We start from the raw sequence: 17,079 nt of genomic DNA, 5'->3' as shown, positions 1-17,079 counted from the left end.
GGTGCACTATGCTCGATCGTGAAGGGTTCCGCCCCAACGTCGGCATCATCCTGCTTAACGCCCAGAACGAGGTGTGGTGGGGCAAACGGGTGCGCGAGCACTCGTGGCAATTCCCGCAAGGGGGCATTAAATACGGCGAAACGCCGGAACAGGCGATGTACCGCGAGCTGGAAGAAGAAATCGGCTTGCGGCAGGAGCACGTCAAAATCGTGGGTCGTACCCGCGATTGGCTGCGCTATGAAGTTCCGGATCATTTCATCAAGCGCGAGATTCGCGGACATTACCGTGGGCAGAAGCAAATCTGGTTCCTGCTGCGCATGGTCGCGCGCGACAATGAGGTGAACCTGCGCCTGACCGACCACCCGGAGTTCGACGCGTGGCGCTGGCACGATTACTGGGTGCCGCTCGACGTCGTGATTGAATTCAAGCGCGACGTCTACCAGCGCGCGCTGCAGGAACTGTCGCGTTTCCTGTCCTGGCCGGCCCACGCCGGGCAGGAACGCCGCCATACGCCCCGCTACCTGCGCCAGCCTCATCCGCAGCGGGGCCAGCAAGCTACGGCGCAAACGGTCCCGGCCGAACCGCAGCGCGCTGCCGAGCAGCAAATGGTGTTAGTGCCAGGAAAGCGCTAGGCCACGGCGAGGATCGGGGTGCACGCGGTACAATACGCGGATGTTCACCCCGTCCTCCCATGATGTGCGGCGCTTCTTCTGCGAAGCGTTCCGCAAGCAGCGCGCTGGCGAAGTCCTGACCCCGATGGATGCCATCGCGGCCGACTGGATCGCCATGCATCCCGAATACGCCGATGTCCTCGCCGACGCCGAAGGCGCGATCGCGCGCGACTACTCGGTCGAGGGCGGCCAGCCCAATCCATTCCTTCATTTGTCGATGCACTTGTCGATTGCCGAGCAGGTGTCGATCGACCAGCCGCCGGGGATTCGCGCCGCGCATAATGCGCTGGCACTGCGTCTGGGCGAGCACGATGCGCACCACCAGATCATGGAATGCCTGGGCGAGATGATCTGGACGTCGCAGCGCACTGGCACGCCGCCGGATACCGCGACATACGTGGAGTGCGTGCGCCGCCGATGATATGCCGGATTCGGCGGATCAACATAAAAAAATCCCTTCGTCCGGCGCATCGCACCGGAGGAAGGGACTTTTCTGGGTCATCCGAAGATGACGGCGAATTAACGCTTGAGGACGAGGCCCGACGGCAGGCTGTGCAGGTAAGCGGCGATGTCGGCCATGTCGGCGTTCGACAGCGGCTGCACCTGGCCCGACATGATCGGGTTGTTACGGCCGTGGGCGCCCGCGCCACGCTTGTAGGCGACCATTGCCTGCTTCAGGTAGTCGGCGTGCTGGCCGGCCAGCTTTGGATAACTCGGGTCGATCGGCTTGTTGTAGTCCGCGCCGTGGCAGGCTGCGCAGTTGTATTTCTTGGCCAGGGCTTCACCGTTGGCGATGTTGCCAGCTGCGAAAGCATTCATGGACATCGCGCCGAAGAACAGGGCTGCAATCATTTTTTTCATGGTTCTGTCCTTATTTCTTCGCGGTTTGTGCGGTCTGCTGCGAGTAGTACGCAGCCGCGTCGGCAATTTCCTGGTCGCTCATCGACGCTGCGATTCCGCGCATCGACGGGTGCTTGCGCTCGCCCTTCTTGTAAGCATTCAACGCGTTCTCGATGTACTTGGCCGACTGGCCGCCGATCATCGGGACGGAATACACTTCAGGGAAAGTCGCTTTGTAGCCAGGAATACCGTGGCAGCCGATGCACATTTCGACCTTGGCGGCCTTGGCATTGGCGACGACGTCAGCCGCTGCAGCAACATTGGCGATGCTGGCGAACATGAGCAGTGCGAAGAATTTTTTCATGGTGGCGATGGTAAGTGGTAATCGGGTACCGCACGTGCAAAAACGACATCTTTCGCACTATCAACCTGCGATTCTAACCCAAACACATAGGGATCGTCCACATTCCCGGCGCGCGGCGTTGGGGCGGGAACGACAAGGCGGTTCTGGAATATACTGGGGTTAATCAAACTTACGCACCGATGATTATGCACGCACCGCATCAGCAGAACCGCTTTGAAGGCACCGAGACGTACGTCGCCACCGATGACCTGAAACTGGCCGTCAACGCTTCCCTCACCCTGCAGCGCCCGCTCCTGATCAAGGGCGAGCCGGGCACCGGCAAGACCATGCTGGCCGAGGAAGTGGCACAGGCGCTGAACATGCCGCTGATGCAGTGGCACATCAAGTCCACCACCAAGGCCCAGCAGGGCCTGTACGAGTACGACGCCGTCTCGCGCCTGCGCGATTCGCAGCTGGGCGACGAGCGCGTGCGCGACATCCACAACTACATCGTCAAGGGCGTGCTGTGGCAGGCCTTCACTTCGCCCGAGCCGGTGGTGCTGCTGATCGACGAAATCGACAAGGCCGACATCGAGTTCCCGAACGACCTGCTGCGCGAACTGGACCGAATGGAGTTCTACGTCTACGAGACGCGCGAGATGGTCGTCGCCAAACACCGCCCGCTCGTAATCATCACCTCGAACAACGAGAAAGAGCTGCCGGACGCCTTCCTGCGCCGCTGCTTCTTCCACTACATCAAATTCCCGGACAAGGACACGATGGAGCAGATCGTCCAGGTCCACTTCCCGAACCTGAAGCAGGACCTGCTGGCGGCGGCGCTGCAGACCTTCTACCAGCTGCGCGATGTGCCTGGCCTGAAGAAGAAGCCGTCGACGTCCGAATTCCTCGACTGGCTCAAGCTGCTGCTGGCCGAGGACATCCCGCCGGAAGCGCTGCGCAACCCGGACGCGAAGGCCGCCGTGCCGCCGCTGCACGGCGCGCTGCTCAAAAACGAGCAGGACGTACACCTGTTCGAACGCCTGGTGTATATGTCGAGGACCAACCGCTGATGATCCAGGTCGACGCGATCCCGCTGGAATTCAACGGCATCCGCCTCGAGCCGCTGGCGCTCGGCCATGCCGACGGACTGCGCGCGGCCGCCGGCGACGGCGAGCTGTGGAACATCCGCGTGACCTCGGTACCGGAGCCGCACAACGTCGAACAGTACATCCTGAAGGCGCTCGAGATGCCCGACCGCGTGGCATTCGCGGTGGTCGACCTGGCGACCGGCGCGGTGATGGGCACCACCAGCTACCACGACATCCTGCCCGCGGTGGACCGGGTTGAAATCGGCTGGACCTGGTACGCCAGAAGCCGCCAGCGCAGCCACGTCAACACCAGCTGCAAGCTGCTGCTGTTGTCGCACGCGTTCGACACGCTCGGCTGCGCCGTGGTCGGCCTGCGCACCGATAACTTCAACTACGCCTCGCAGGCGGCGATCGAACGCCTCGGCGCGAAGAAGGACGGCGTGCTGCGCCACCACCACATGCGCCGCGACGGCACCGTGCGCGACACCGTCATGTACAGCATCGTGCGCGGCGAGTGGCCCGAGGTGAAATCGCACCTGCATTACAAGCTGCAGCAACACTCTTAATCATGCTGATCGACTTCTTCTTTACCCTGAAGGACGCCAGGATACCGGTGTCCATCAAGGAGTTCCTGACCCTGCTCGAAGCGATGGAAAAAAGCGTCATCGCGCCGTCGATGGACGATTTCTACTACCTGTCGCGCCTCACACTGGTCAAGGACGAAGCCAACTTCGACAAGTTCGACCGCGCCTTCGCCCAGTATTTCAAGGGCGTGCAGGCGGCGTTCGAGGGCAACAAGGCGATCCCGCTCGACTGGCTGCTCAAGCGCATGGAGCGCGAACTGACGGCAGAGCAGAAATCGCAGCTCGAAAAATTCGGCTACGACAAACTGATGGACCGGCTGGGCGAACTGCTCAAGGAGCAGAAGGAACGCCACGAAGGCGGCAGCAAATGGATCGGCACCGGCGGCACTTCGCCGTTCGGCAATGGCGGCACCAACCCGGAAGGCATCCGCATCGGCGGGTCGGGTCGCAACCGCACGGCGGTCAAGGTGTGGGAGCAGCGCAGCTACCGCGACTACGACGCCGAGCGCGAACTAGGCACCCGCAATATCAAGATCGCGCTGCGCCGGCTGCGCAAGTTCGCGCGCGAAGGGCTGGAGGAAGAACTGGCGCTCGATGCCACCATCCGCGCCACCGCCAGCAATGCGGGCTACCTCGACATCAGGATGCAGCCCGAACGCAAGAACAAGATCAAGGTGCTGATGCTGCTCGACGTGGGCGGCAGCATGGACGACCATATCGCGCGCACCGAAGAACTGTTCTCGGCCGCGCGCACCGAATTCAAGAACATGGAGTTCTTCTACTTCCACAACTGCGTCTACGACTACCTGTGGAAGCACAACCGGCGCCGCAGCAGTGAACGGTTCCCGACCTGGGACATCCTGCGCAAGTATCCGCCCGATACCAAGCTGATTTTCGTCGGCGACGCGACCATGAGTCCCTACGAAATCCTGCAGCCGGGCGGCTCGATCGAATACAACAACGAGGAAGCGGGCGCCGAATGGCTGGCGCGCTTCTGCCATGCGTTCCCGAAATTCGTCTGGCTAAATCCGGAGCCGGAGGCGGCCTGGCATTATCGGCAGTCGATTTCGGTGATCCTGCAGATCATGAACAACCGCATGTTCCCGTTGACGATTGAAGGCCTGGAACGGGCCATGCGCTTGCTCAGCAAATAGGGAAGCTTCTGGCGGTCAGGAAAGCCTCAAGTTCTTTTTGAACCGCTCGACACGTTTGCGGCGCAGCGGCTGGCCGGACAAGATTCCGCTGTATCCAGTCAGGCGCTCGCCGATCTCGAGCGCATCGCCCCCGATATCGAAGAAACGCACATCCTTGCTATGCGCGCTGCCGCGTACTTTCACGACCGAGATGACGCGTTTCAACTGCCCGTTCAACTCGACATAGCGCTGCATGATAATTGCATCGGCAAGAAAAGCATTCCCATACGAACTGAAGCGCAGCACCGTGTAGCGGTCTTCCAGTTCTGCTGTCATCAGCACGGTCGCCCCCATTCCCGTGAGCACTGCCACGAGCCGGTACAAGGACTCGCGAAAATTGTCGCGGAAGACAGGCGAGAGCGCCAGCTCGAAGCCGGAGAGGGAATCGATCACGACGCGCGTGGCTTTTTTCTCCTTGATCATCTTGACCAGGTCGTGCAGGATTTCGTCGAGCGACAAGTCAAGGGTGCGGGTATTGATGATGCCGACGCCGCCAGCCTCGACCAGTTTATTGAGTTTGTGGCTCAGGAGCTGATTCGGGCTCTTTTCAAATGCGGCGATCACCCCGGCCTCGCCGAGGCGCACCCCTTCAGCGAGGAAGGCGGTGGTCAGGATGGTTTTTCCCGAACCGGATGGCCCCACCAGCAGCACGGAATAGCCGGCTGGTATGCCTCCACCCATCATGGCGTCGAGTTCCGGAACGCCTAGCGACAGCCGTTGGCCTGCTTCGAATTGAGGCCGCTCCGTTTCGGGCGCCTGCAGGACGGCGCGGGGGAACACCGTGACGCCGCTGTCGTCCAGGCGGAAGGTGTGGGTCCCCAGCTTTTGCGACACGCCGCGCATCTTGACGACCTGCATCTTTCGCACCATCGAGTCGCCCCGGATCAGCTGCGACAGCCACATGATGCCGTCCGCCACCGTAAACACTGGCCCGGATTCCTCTTCAGGCTGCAGGTATTCGCCGATCAGGAATGTCGTGGCCTGCCAACTGGTCATTTGCATGCCCAGTTGCTGGACAAAGTCTTGCAGGTCGGCCGCGCCCTGATCGGTCGAACGCGCCGAGTGAACGACTGAACGGAACGAATCGACAAACACCAGGCTCGGTTCGAACGCCCGCACTTCCGCGGTGATGCGCTCGAGCACGCGCTCGAAATCGCCATCGAGCATATCGGCCGAGAGGTTGACGAACTTGATGCATGTATCGAGCTTATCGAACTCGAAGAATTCGAACTGTTGCTGATAGCGCAGCATTTTCAAGGGTGGTTCGCCAAGCACCGTGAAAAACAGCGCGCGGCATGACGGGGTCGCCATCGAAAACATCAACTGGTGGGCCAGCGTGGTCTTGCCGCTTCCGGGCGTGCCGGCAATCAGGTTGAATGAAAATTCCGGAACGCCTCCGCCCAGCAAGTCGTCGAACCCCGGTATCCCGGTGACCAGGCGCCTGATGTTTACCCGTTTACTCATCATTCTGCTCCTTGCTGCTTATACCGGTGATTGTGCCACCGAGTGCAGAGTCTAAAATCAACGTTGTAAGATGCGCGCCGATCAAGGATGCCAGCACATCGATGAAGGTGCTAAAGAAAAGCATGCTCGCGGCATATGCCTGGGCCGGCTCCTGTCCTTCAAAGCTGCGGCGGACTGCGGCAAACTCTGGATCGGCTGGGAGCGTGCGCGGATCGAATCGTAACCAGGGATAATCATTGCCCACGCGATGCGCGGTACGGAACAGCAAGGAATTGAAGCCGTCGTCCCCGATAATATGGCTCAACGATTTAGACAGGCTCTGCAACAGGGCGATGCTGACATCGGCGCACGCATCCGGGCTGCCGGAAAGTGCATTCCCGATAAGCTCGCGCAGTAGTTCTTCGTCTGTGGCCATATGATCTGCTGAAATAATTTCTACCTGGAATGCCACATGGGCGGGGCATTCGTTGTTCGATTCCTGTACGACCGGCGCGGCAGCCCCTATCATGTAGCCGCGCCCCGACCCCTGCCATCCGCCAAATGCAAGCCACTGGCGGATATGGCAGGCAAAGGAAGCACAACCACGAATTCGCTTCCGCACCCCGGACCTGCGCTTTCTACTCTAACGGAGCCGCCGTGCATTTCTGCAATCGTTCGGACGAGCGACAGGCCGATCCCCAAACCACCGGCCGATGAATGATCGTGTACATCCGCGCCTTGCGAAAACAAGTCGAAAATCCCCGGTTGGAACTCCAGCGCAATGCCCTTGCCCTCGTCTTTGACGGCCACGACAAGCTGGCCATCCTGTACCGATGCTGTCACCAGGATCGTATCGTCAACGTCGGAAAACTTGCTCGCATTAATTAAAAGGTTGGCGAACAGCTGCGACAGCCTGACCATGTCCCCGAGCAACACCACTGGTGCAGGCGGCAGGTCGACACGCACAGGCAGGCGCCGATTTGCCAGCGACGGCTGCGCCGTTTCCATTGCACTGTCAATGACCTCGTTCAGCAGGATCATATGCGTTTGCAGCGAGATTTTACCGGTGCTGATACGCGAAGCGTCCAGCAGGTCGTCAACCAGGCGCACCAGGTGGCTAATCTGGCGCCGCGTAATGGCAAGCAACCTGGCGACGCTTGGGTGCGCCAAGTTAAGGCTTTCCATGACGGTGTTGGCGATGGCGATCGAGGCCATCGGATTGCGCAATTCGTGCGCCAGCATCGACAGGAAAACAGTCTGGCGTTCGTTTAATGCCTTGGCCGCGGTCGTTGAATCCTGGGCACCGAACGTCGCCAGCACCAGATGTTGATTTGCTTCGCGTAGCTGGCTAATTTGTTGCTGGGCCAGTCGACCCGACGCGTCTTCCCCCTCGGCGCGCAAATGCTCTCGCAGCGTCGCGACGGTGTCCCTGAGAGCGGCGTTCTCCCTCAACAGCGTTTCGATCTTCTGCTTTACGGCGATGGGATCGGCGACAGAGTCAGTTAATCTGGAAATTTCGTCCATGCGGCCTTGCCAATTCAACGGGACGGTGGGTGAGCCTGGGAGCGTTGTTTCGCTTGGGTGAGGCGAACGGCAGCTGGCGGTTCCGCCAACTATACACTGTCTAATTCCTAAAGGTATCCAATCGTCCCTTACCCAGGGTTTCCGCCGGGACGCAGGTTTCACGTTTGATGCTTGCGTCCGTTGAATCGTGCGCCCCTTGCGGCCTTGTAGAATTGTCAAGCGTCGTGCCGACGCGCCGACACCAGAAGGACGCCATGCCGGAACTGCTCACGATCCTCACGAACCTGTCCTGGCCGATCGCCATCTGCCTGGCGTGGCTCGCCGGGGAGTTTGGGCACCGCCTGACCGGCCTCCCCAAGATAAGCTTCTATGGAATCGTCGGCTTCATCCTCGCCAGCAGCCAGGTCGGCGTGCTCCCGGTGCGCGGCGACGGCCCGGTGCTGCTGCTGGCCGACGTGGCCTTCGGGCTGATCCTGTGCGAACTGGGCTACCGCATCAACCTGCGCTGGCTGCGCACCAATCCCTGGTTCGGCGTCGCCGGCCTGGCGGAAGCCGCCCTCACCTTCGTGGCCGTCTATTTCGTCGCCATCGCTTTCGGCAGCTCCGTGATGGCCGCGATGATGCTTGCGTCGCTGGCGATGTCCACCTCCCCCGCCACCGTCGTGCGCGTCGTCAATGAACTGCGCAGCTCCGGGCAAGTGACCGAACGCGTGCTGCACCTGTCGGCGCTGAACTGTGTGCTGGCCGTATTCACCTTCAATATTATCGTCGGCTTCTGGATCTTCAATACTTCCGACGACATCAGCGACGCAATCCTGAGCAGCATGGCGGCGCTGGCGATTTCGGCCGCCGCCGGCGCGTTCTTCGGCGTCGCGGTGCCGGGCCTGCTGCGCCGCCTCGGCAACGTATCGCAGGACGCCACCGTGGCCTTCGCGCTGGCCGTGATCCTGCTGGTGACCATCAGCTACACGGCGCAGCTGTCGCCGGTGGTCGCCACCCTGGTCTTCGGCCTGACCGCGCGCCACCGCCGCATCGCCTTCAGCCAGGCGCAGCGCAACTTCGGCGCGCTCGGCGAGCTGCTGACGGTGCTGCTGTTCGTCTACGCCGCCTCGCTGCTCGACTGGCGCGACATCGTCGCCGGCGGCGCGCTGGCGTTTGCCGTGGTCGGCATCCGGCTTGTCACCAAGACGCTGGGCGTGGCCGCGTTCTCCCATCTGTCCGGGATTTCCTGGAAAAAGGGCGTGCTGACCGGGCTCGCGCTGGCGCCGGCGTCGGTATTCGTGATCCTGCTGATGGAGCATGCGCGCCAGCGCGGCGTCTACGTCGCCGGCGAACTGCAGGCCATGGCCGCGGTCACGATCATGCTCGAAGTGCTCGGCCCGATCATCGTCCAGCGCGCGCTGATGCTGGCAAAAGAAGCACCGGAGTCCTGACATGCTGGAACCCTTCGCACAATCCGAACCGTTGACTTTCGGCGTGGAGCTCGAGCTCCAGCTGGTCAGCCTGTCCGACTTCGACCTCAACGCCTCCAGCCCCGACCTGCTGCACCTGCTGGCGCGCAAACCCTTCCCCGGCAACGTGACGCCTGAGATCACCGAGAGCATGATCGAGATTAACTCCAGCGTGCACTCGCGATATGGACCGCTGCGCGAAGAACTTCTCGACATCCGCGACACGCTCGTTGCCGCCGCCGACCAGCTCAATATCGGACTGGCCGGCGGCGGCACCCACCCGTTCCAGCACTGGCCGGAGCGGCGCATCTACCCCGGGCAGCGCTTCCAGGAACTGTCGTCGCTGTACGGCTACCTGGCCAAGCAGTTCACCGTCTTCGGGCAGCACGTGCACATCGGCTGCTCGTCGGGCGACGACGCGATGTTCCTGCTGCATTCGCTGAACCGCTACATCCCGCACTTCATCGCGCTGTCGGCGTCATCGCCGTTCGTGCAGGGCCACGACAGCCTGTTCGACTCGGCGCGGCTTAATTCCGTGTTCGCGTTTCCGATGAGCGGGCGGGCGCCATTCACGCTGTCGTGGGACGAATTTGCCAACGTCTACTTCGCCAAGATGGAAGCGACCGGCATCATCAAGAGCATGAAGGATTTTTACTGGGACGTGCGGCCCAAGCCGGAATACGGCACGATCGAACTGCGCGTGTGCGACACGCCGCTGACGGTGGAGCGCGCCGCTGCGCTGGCGGGCTACCTGCAGGCGCTGTGCCGGCATTTGCTGGAAAGGCGCGAACCGGCACCGGCGGAAGACGACTACCTGGTTTATAACTTCAACCGCTTCCAGGCGTGCAGGTTCGGGCTGGATGGCGCGATTACCCATCCGAAGACCTATGAAACGATGTCGCTGAGGGAGGATATCCTGACCACCCTGCGCCGGATGGAGCCGCATGGCGAGGCGCTCGGGAGCATGGACGCGTTGAGGCATCTGGCGCAGGTGGTGCAGGAAGGCGGCGACGCGACGTACCTGCGGCGCGAGTTCGAGGAACAGGGGAGCGCCGAAGGGATGGTGGATGCGGCGATCAGGCGTTTCAGGGGCAGTAATTAGACGTCGTTACCGCGCAGGCCTCGGCGGCCCCGCGGGAATGACGGGCTTTAACTAAGCGGCATTAGGGAACGACGGGGGGGGGTGTCAAAACCTCGTCTCGCGTGCAGCCCGCAGGAATTCATCGAGAATCGGCGTGCAATCGAGCAGGTCAACTCCACCCGCGCGGTGGAACTCGGGGTGCCACTGCAAGCCCATAACAAAGTCAGCCCGCTGGTAGCGGATCGCTTCCACGATCCCGTCCGGATCGGACATCGCTTCCACCGTAATATCCCGCCCCAGGTCCTTGACCGCCTGGTGGTGGATCGAATTGACCACCGGCCGCTGCACCCGCGGGAACATCTGGGCGAGCGAGGACCCCGGCGGGAACACCACCTCGTGCCGGTGCGCGTCATAGTCGCTGTGCACGTGAGCGCGCGCCTGCGGCACATTGGTCTCGACGTCCTGGTACAGCGAGCCGCCAAACGCCACGTTGATCAGCTGGCAGCCGCGGCAAATGCCCAGCACCGGCTTGCCCGCATCGACAAACTCGTGCAGCAGCTCCAGCTCGTACAGGTCGCGCGCGCGGTCGCCGCTCCACTCGGGTTTCGTGGGCGACTCCGAGTACGTCTGCGGCGAGACGTCGGCGCCGCCCTGCAGCACCAGTCCGTCCAGGTGGCGCGCGTAGTGGCGCAGCGTGATATTGCTGGGATGGAGAAGGCCGTTGGTGTTCACCGTCGGGATCATGAACACCAGCACGTCGCGCGACATGACCCACTGCGCGATCGACTCTTCGAGGTATTGCAGGTTCTTGCTGCGCAGGCCGGTCGAACCTGGCTCGGGATGGAAGATGCGGGCAGAGACGCCGATACGCAGCGTGCGCCGCATGAAGTCGCGGCTGACCTTGTCGCGCATCGCGCGCCAGCGCGACGACAGCACCCGGCGCGCCAGCGCAAACGGCGTGTCGCCTTCGCGTTGATAACGGGGAATGCCTTCGGCAGGAGCAGCGCGGTCGGCCGCGCGATCGGGCGAGCGCCGGTCCGGCACACGGGCCGCCGGCTGGCCGGCATCGAGGCTTGGGGCGCGCCGGCGTTCCGGCATCAGTTCGGGTGACTGGCCGCTGTCCCGTTCGGCCTGGTGATCAGGTGGTTGGGGCTTGTCTGTATCTGGCATGCCGCAACTATAGCCCGGACGGGCCCGCGCACGATTAAATTTACCTTCATCGCCTCAGGCCGGCAAAGACAGCAGCCGTTGCAGCGCTCCGACCAGCGCGCGGTCGGGAATCGGCTTGTCGAGCAGTCCGCGCACGCCGCAGGCGCGCGCGCGCGCGGTGTCGTAAGGGTAGCTGCAGCTGACCATCAACACCACGGCGATGCGCGCGCCGGTGTCCTGGCGCTTGATCGCGCTGCACAGGTCATAGGGGTCGATCCCGGTGGCGGCGGTATTCACCATCACTACCGAGACCGGCGTCTCGTCGCACAGGCGCAGCGCGGCCGGTGCGCTGTCGGTCCATTCGACGCCCATCCGGCGCGTGGCCACCAGCCGCGCGACGTGGTCGCGGAAGGCGGCGCCCTTGTCGATGATCAGGACGGCGCCGCATGGGGGAGACTTGCGTCGCATGATGTACTCGGCGGGATCGGTCAGGTCCATGTCGAGCCGCGCTCTGCGGCGGCGTTCGGGGATGAACGGCAGGCCGCTGGCCATGATGCGGGCCATGGTGTCGGCGCGGCGCGCCAACAGCGCGGCCATCACCATGAACAGCTTTTCCGGCGTGAGCGGGCGCGCAATCTGGGGAAAGCCGAGGTCCGCCGGGCAGTCGCCGACCACCAGCGCCGGATGCAGCTCGGCCATGCCGTTGGCGGGCAGCGCGGCCAGCGCCTGGAAGTCGTCGCCGTTGGCGATGGTCAGGTCGGGCTCCTGCAAACTGTCGTCGAGCAGGCAGAAGCAGGCCGACCCCGCACGCGGGGCGTGGGCCAGTAAGGCCGCGATACCGGCATGCTCCAGGGGTGAGAACCCGGCCAGCCGCACCGCGAACGGATATTTTTTCTCGTGCATATTTATAAACACATAAAAACATCGCGTCTGCGCTGCCGACGATATCGTTCGAATCTAACCACATTCGTGTAGGCTGGCAAGCACTAGATTCACGGTAAAAGCCCATCTTTTGCCCCCCGACAAGATAGAATGCGCAAGCCAGCAACATCACCACCTCGAATTACTCTCAGCCTGACCAAGTATGGCCACTAAAAAACCTGCATCCGACTACAGCGAATCATCCATCCGCGTCCTCAAAGGACTCGAGCCCGTCAAACAGCGTCCGGGCATGTACACCCGGACCGAAAACCCGCTGCACATCATCCAGGAAGTGATCGACAACGCCTCCGACGAGGCGCTCGGCGGGCACTGCACGAATATCGTCGTGACGCAGAATGCGGACGGCTCGGTCACGGTGGAAGACGACGGCCGCGGCATTCCGGTCGGGCTGCATCCGGAAGAAGGCGTGCCGACGGTGGAAATCGTCTTCACGCGGCTGCACGCGGGCGGCAAGTTCGACAAGGGCTCGGGCGGCGCGTATGCGTTCTCGGGCGGCCTGCACGGTGTCGGCGTTTCGGTCACCAATGCGCTGTCGAAGCGGCTGGAGATCACCGTGTGGCGCAAGGAGCCCGACGGCACCGGGCTGCACAGGCTGGCGTTCGAACACGGCGACGTGGTCGAGCCGCTGTCGTCCGTGCCTGCGCCGCGCGACGGCAAGAAGTCCGGCACCCGCGTAACCGCATGGCCGGATGCGAAGTACTTCGACTCGCCGGCCATCTCGCAGACCGAGCTGCAGCGCCTGCTGCGCTCGAAAGCCGTGCTGCTGCCCGGCGTGACCGTCACCCTGGTCAACGGCAAGAGCGGCGATACCCAGGTCTGGAAGTACGACGAGGGCCTGCGCGGCTACCTGAATGAAATGCTGGCGCAGGGCAGCGGCGAGCCGCTGATCCCGGTATTCGAAGGCGCGCAATACTCGAACGGCGAGACCGACGGCTTTGCCGAAGGCGAAGGCGCGGCATGGGTGGTGGCATGGACCGAAGATGGCGGCGTGGTGCGCGAATCCTACGTCAACCTGATCCCGACGCCGAACGGCGGCACCCACGAATCGGGCCTGCGCGACGGCCTGTACGGCGCGGTCAAGAACTTCGTCGAGATGCACTCGCTGCTGCCGAAGGGCGTCAAGCTGCTGCCGGAAGACGTGTTCGCGCGCACCTCGTTCGTGCTGTCGGCGAAAGTGCTCGACCCGCAGTTCCAGGGCCAGATCAAGGAGCGCCTGAACTCGCGCGACGCGGTGCGCCTGGTCTCGACCTTCACCAAGCCGCCGCTCGAACTGTGGCTGAACCAGCACGTCGACTACGGCAAGAAGCTGGCCGAGCTGGTCATCAAGCAGGCCCAGTCGCGCCTGCGCTCGCTGCAAAAAGTCGAGAAAAAGAAATCGTCCGGCGTGGCCGTGTTGCCGGGCAAGCTGACCGACTGCGAATCGTCGGACATCACCCGCAACGAACTGTTCCTGGTCGAGGGCGACTCGGCGGGCGGTTCGGCCAAGATGGGCCGCGACAAGGAATTCCAGGCCATTTTGCCGCTGCGCGGCAAGGTGCTGAACTCCTGGGAAACCGACCGCGACCGCCTGTTCGCCAACAACGAAATCCACGACATCGCTGTCGCGATCGGCGTCGACCCGCACGCGCACACCGACAGCCCGGACCTGTCCGGCCTGCGCTACGGCAAGATCTGCATCCTCTCCGACGCGGACGTGGACGGCTCGCACATCCAGGTACTGCTGCTGACGCTGTTCTTCAAGCACTTCCCTGCCCTGTTCCGCCACGGCCACATCTGCGTGGCCCGTCCGCCGCTGTACCGGGTGGACGCGCCGGCACGCGGCAAGAAGCCGATCCAGAAGCTGTACGCGCTGGACGACGGCGAGCTGGTCGCGATCGAAGACAAGCTGATGAAGGACGGCCTGAAGGAAGGCGCGTGGAGCATTTCGCGCTTCAAGGGCCTGGGCGAGATGAACGCCGAGCAACTGTGGGAAACCACGATGAACCCCGATACGCGCCGGCTGCTGCCGGTCTCGCTGGGCGACTTCGAGCACGGCGAAGCCGCCGCGCGCTTCAACATGCTGATGGGCAAAGGCGAAGCCGCCGCCCGCCGCGCCTGGATCGAAGAGCACGGCAACGAAACCGAAGCCGACATCTGACCAAAAAAAATTCGGAGCCATGCCCCGTCGACCGTCCAAAATCGGGGTCCGTCCCCGGGGACGGACCCCGATTTTGAAGTTACGAAACTGAGTTAGAACGATGACTAGTCAAGCAAATCTTTTTGAACAAGCGACCGCGCCGGCAGGGGATGACGCCGAAACCCTGACGCTGTCGACCTTCGCCGAACGCGCCTATCTCGATTACGCGGTCTCCGTCGTCAAGGGCCGCGCGCTGCCAGAAGTAAGCGACGGCCAGAAGCCGGTCCAGCGCCGTATCCTGTACCAGATGAACGAGTTGGGCCTGGCTTCCAACGCCAAGCCGCGCAAGTCCGCCGCCGTGGTCGGCGATGTGATGGGTAAGCTGCATCCGCATGGCGACCAGTCGATCTACGATGCCCTGGTGCGCATGGCCCAGGACTTTTCGCTGCGTTATCCGCTGATCGATGGCCAGGGCAACTTCGGCTCGCGCGACGGCGACGGCGCAGCGGCGATGCGCTACACCGAGGCGCGCCTGTCGCCGATCGCCAGGCTGCTGCTCGATGAGATCGACCAGGGCACCGTCGATTTCCAGTCCAACTACGACGGCCAGCACAAGGAGCCGAAGGCGCTGCCGGCACGCTTGCCGATGGTGCTGCTGAACGGCGCCTCGGGCATCGCGGTCGGCCTGGCCACCGAGATCCCTTCGCATAACCTGGGCGAGGTGGCGCAGGCCGCCGTCGCCATGATCAGGAATCCGAAGATCACCCACGCCGAGCTGATGGCCTTCATTCCGGGCCCCGACTTCCCGGGCGGCGGCCAGATCATCACCCCGCCTTCGCAGATCGCCGAGATGTATGGCAGCGGCCGCGGTTCGATGAAGGTGCGCGCGCGCTGGAAGATCGAGGAGCTGGCGCGCGGCCAGTGGCAGGCGGTGGTGACCGAACTGCCGCCAGGCTGCTCGTCGCAAAAAGTCCTCGAGGAGATCGAGGAGCTGACCAATCCGAAGGTCAAGATGGGCAAGAAGGCGCTGTCGCCGGAACAGCTGGCGCTCAAGCAGCTGATCCTCGGCTCGCTCGACACCATCCGCGACGAATCGGGCCGCAACGCGCCGGTGCGCCTGGTATTCGAGCCGAAGTCGAAGAACCAGGACCAGGCCGAATTCATGCTGATGCTGCTGGCGCATACGTCGCTGGAGTCGTCGAACTCGATCAACCTGGTGATGATCGGCGGCGATGGCCGCCCGCGCCAGAAGGGCCTGTCCGACATCATCCAGGAGTGGATCGACTTCCGCTTCACGACCGTCCGCCGCCGCACCGAATTCAGGCTGGGCAAGGTCGATGACCGCATCCATATCCTGGAAGGCCGCGAAGCGGTCCTGCTGAACATCGACAAGGTGATCCACATCATCCGCAACTCGGACGAGCCGAAGGCGGCGCTGATCGCGGAGTTCCGCCTGTCCGACCGCCAGGCCGAGGACATCCTCGAGATCCGCCTGCGCCAGCTGGCCCGCCTCGAGACCATCAAGATCCAGCAGGAGCTGGCGGAACTGCGCAAGGAAAAGGGCACGCTGCAGGACATCCTCGACAATCCGGCGACGTTGAAGCGCCTGATCATCAAGGAGATCGAGGCCGACGCCAAGCAGTTCGGCGACGCGCGCCGCACCCTGATCGAGGAAGCCCAGAAGGCGGTCGTCGAGCAGAAGGTGGTCGACGAGCCGGTCACCGTCATCATCTCCGAAAAAGGCTGGGTGCGCGCGCGTACCGGTATCGGCCACGACATCGCGCAGTTCACCTTCAAGGCGAGCGACTCGCTACATGGCGCGTTCGAGTGCCGCACGGTGGATAGCCTGCTGGGGTTCGGCGACAACGGCAAGATCTATTCGGTGCCGGTCGCCGCGCTGCCTGGCGCGCGCGGCGATGGCGTGCCGATCACCACGCTGGTCGACCTGTCCGGCGGCGCCGATGGACGTCCGGTGCGGATTCTTCACTACTACGCAGGCCCTTCAACGACGCGCCTGATGCTGGCGTCGAGCGCGGGTTATGGCTTCATGGCGCAGGCTGGCGATATGGTCAGCCGGCTCAAGGGCGGCAAGGCGTTCATCACGCTCGACGACGGCGCGCTGCCGCTGGCGCCGCGGGTGGTTGCGGAAAACGCGAGCGCGGTGGCCTGCCTGTCGGAGAAGGGACGCCTGCTGGTGTTCGGCATGGACGAGCTGAAGACGCTGTCCAACGGCGGCCGCGGCGTGACCTTGATGGAACTGGAGGACAAGGAGAAGCTGCTGGCTGTTCAGCCGATTACGCAGAAAGGCGTGATCGTGAGCGGTATCTGGGCGACCAAGCCGCGCGACGTGCCGTTGAGCGCGACCGGCCTGGCGCCGCACATCGGCAAGCGCGCGCGCAAGGGCAAGCCGCTGGTGGCCAAGGTGAAGGTGCAGGATTTGAAGGCCAACGGGTAATCCGCCGAACTTTCGTATGTAGGTCGGATAAGCCCGCAGGGCGCATCCGACAAACAAGAAGGACAGGCGCAATGAACTGACCCCGTAAAGTTGGACGGTTAGTTTAATGAGCGGCCAAGGGCTGGGTTCTGTATTGCACAGGACTCAGCCCTTTTAGTTTCATCTTGATGCGGTCGTAATTGTAATAGCGAATGTACTT

General features: G+C 63.0%; 17 protein-coding genes. 9 read left to right on the top strand and 8 right to left on the bottom strand.

The genetic code is table 11. The annotated features are described in order from the left end of the window. The first annotated feature begins 8 nt into the window (after positions 1 to 8). Together HHL21_RS21080 and HHL21_RS21075 are read left to right on the top strand one after the other, a co-directional pair. Positions 9 to 632, top strand: a complete 624-nt coding sequence (locus HHL21_RS21080) for an RNA pyrophosphohydrolase (protein ID WP_169469593.1) — start codon at positions 9 to 11, stop codon at positions 630 to 632. 40 nt (positions 633 to 672) lie between these two features. Then, positions 673 to 1,092: a DUF1841 family protein gene (locus tag HHL21_RS21075; protein WP_169469591.1), complete on the top strand. Its 420-nt coding sequence runs from the start codon at positions 673 to 675 to the stop codon at positions 1,090 to 1,092. A 98-nt stretch (positions 1,093 to 1,190) separates the two neighbouring features. Here the strand turns inward: HHL21_RS21075 and HHL21_RS21070 are convergent, their stop codons facing one another. Together HHL21_RS21070 and HHL21_RS21065 are read right to left on the bottom strand one after the other, a co-directional pair. Continuing rightward, positions 1,191 to 1,532: a c-type cytochrome gene (locus HHL21_RS21070; protein ID WP_169469589.1), complete on the bottom strand. Its 342-nt coding sequence runs from the start codon at positions 1,530 to 1,532 to the stop codon at positions 1,191 to 1,193. Positions 1,533 to 1,542: 10 nt separating this feature from the next. Continuing rightward, on the bottom strand, positions 1,543 to 1,875 hold the full coding sequence (locus tag HHL21_RS21065; protein WP_169469587.1) for a c-type cytochrome: 333 nt from the start codon (positions 1,873 to 1,875) through the stop codon (positions 1,543 to 1,545). Between the two features lie 185 nt (positions 1,876 to 2,060). Here HHL21_RS21065 and HHL21_RS21060 point away from each other — a divergent pair, with 185 nt between their 5' ends. Genes HHL21_RS21060 through HHL21_RS21050 form a run of 3 tightly spaced genes read left to right on the top strand, consistent with a single transcriptional unit; the run spans position 2,061 to position 4,680 of the window. Then, entirely contained in the window at positions 2,061 to 2,924 is an 864-nt protein-coding gene (locus tag HHL21_RS21060) for an AAA family ATPase (protein WP_169469585.1), read from the top strand. Beyond that, positions 2,924 to 3,508 (top strand): GNAT family N-acetyltransferase, encoded by a 585-nt coding sequence (locus tag HHL21_RS21055; protein WP_169469583.1) that lies wholly within the window; start codon positions 2,924 to 2,926, stop codon positions 3,506 to 3,508. The genes HHL21_RS21060 and HHL21_RS21055 overlap by 1 nt, the downstream gene beginning before the upstream one ends. 2 nt (positions 3,509 to 3,510) lie before the next feature. Next, on the top strand, positions 3,511 to 4,680 hold the full coding sequence (locus tag HHL21_RS21050) for a vWA domain-containing protein (RefSeq protein WP_169469581.1): 1,170 nt from the start codon (positions 3,511 to 3,513) through the stop codon (positions 4,678 to 4,680). A gap of 15 nt (positions 4,681 to 4,695) precedes the next feature. Here HHL21_RS21050 and HHL21_RS21045 read toward each other — a convergent pair whose 3' ends face one another. Genes HHL21_RS21045 through HHL21_RS21035 form a run of 3 tightly spaced genes read right to left on the bottom strand, consistent with a single transcriptional unit; the run spans position 4,696 to position 7,686 of the window. Next, positions 4,696 to 6,183, bottom strand: coding sequence for an ATPase domain-containing protein (locus HHL21_RS21045; protein ID WP_169469579.1), 1,488 nt, complete (start codon positions 6,181 to 6,183; stop codon positions 4,696 to 4,698). Next, positions 6,176 to 6,691 carry a hypothetical protein gene (locus tag HHL21_RS21040; protein WP_169469577.1) on the bottom strand — a complete coding sequence of 172 codons (516 nt, stop codon included), beginning with the start codon at positions 6,689 to 6,691 and terminating at the stop codon, positions 6,176 to 6,178. The genes HHL21_RS21045 and HHL21_RS21040 overlap by 8 nt, the downstream gene beginning before the upstream one ends. After that, positions 6,688 to 7,686, bottom strand: a complete 999-nt coding sequence (locus HHL21_RS21035) for a sensor histidine kinase (RefSeq protein WP_169469575.1) — start codon at positions 7,684 to 7,686, stop codon at positions 6,688 to 6,690. The genes HHL21_RS21040 and HHL21_RS21035 overlap by 4 nt, the downstream gene beginning before the upstream one ends. 254 nt (positions 7,687 to 7,940) lie before the next feature. On the opposite strand from HHL21_RS21035, the gene HHL21_RS21030 reads away from it, so the two are divergent. Further along, positions 7,941 to 9,119, top strand: a complete 1,179-nt coding sequence (locus HHL21_RS21030; RefSeq protein ID WP_169469573.1) for a cation:proton antiporter — start codon at positions 7,941 to 7,943, stop codon at positions 9,117 to 9,119. 1 nt (position 9,120) lies between these two features. Further along, positions 9,121 to 10,239, top strand: coding sequence for a YbdK family carboxylate-amine ligase (locus HHL21_RS21025; RefSeq protein ID WP_169469571.1), 1,119 nt, complete (start codon positions 9,121 to 9,123; stop codon positions 10,237 to 10,239). An 84-nt stretch (positions 10,240 to 10,323) separates the two neighbouring features. Here the strand turns inward: HHL21_RS21025 and HHL21_RS21020 are convergent, their stop codons facing one another. Then, complete coding sequence (locus HHL21_RS21020; RefSeq protein WP_169469628.1) at positions 10,324 to 11,316, bottom strand: gamma-glutamyl-gamma-aminobutyrate hydrolase family protein; 993 nt, start codon at positions 11,314 to 11,316, stop codon at positions 10,324 to 10,326. 126 nt (positions 11,317 to 11,442) lie between these two features. Next, a complete protein-coding gene (locus tag HHL21_RS21015) occupies positions 11,443 to 12,270 on the bottom strand; it encodes a response regulator (RefSeq protein ID WP_229496667.1) in 828 nt (275 codons plus the stop codon). Between the two features lie 181 nt (positions 12,271 to 12,451). Here HHL21_RS21015 and HHL21_RS21010 point away from each other — a divergent pair, with 181 nt between their 5' ends. Continuing rightward, positions 12,452 to 14,446 carry a DNA topoisomerase IV subunit B gene (locus HHL21_RS21010; RefSeq protein ID WP_169469569.1) on the top strand — a complete coding sequence of 665 codons (1,995 nt, stop codon included), beginning with the start codon at positions 12,452 to 12,454 and terminating at the stop codon, positions 14,444 to 14,446. A 100-nt stretch (positions 14,447 to 14,546) separates the two neighbouring features. Further along, positions 14,547 to 16,880, top strand: a complete 2,334-nt coding sequence (parC, locus tag HHL21_RS21005; protein WP_169469567.1) for a DNA topoisomerase IV subunit A — start codon at positions 14,547 to 14,549, stop codon at positions 16,878 to 16,880. A gap of 103 nt (positions 16,881 to 16,983) precedes the next feature. Here the strand turns inward: parC and HHL21_RS21000 are convergent. Continuing rightward, positions 16,984 to 17,079, bottom strand: a 96-nt coding sequence (locus HHL21_RS21000; protein ID WP_169469565.1) for an IS3 family transposase, incomplete at its 5' end; no start/stop codon positions are given.

Source organism: Massilia polaris (genome assembly GCF_012927275.1).
GTDB lineage: Bacteria > Pseudomonadota > Gammaproteobacteria > Burkholderiales > Burkholderiaceae_D > Telluria_A > Telluria_A polaris.
The sequence above is the reverse complement of the archived record's forward strand: the minus strand, read 5'-3'. Positions and strand labels throughout refer to the sequence as shown.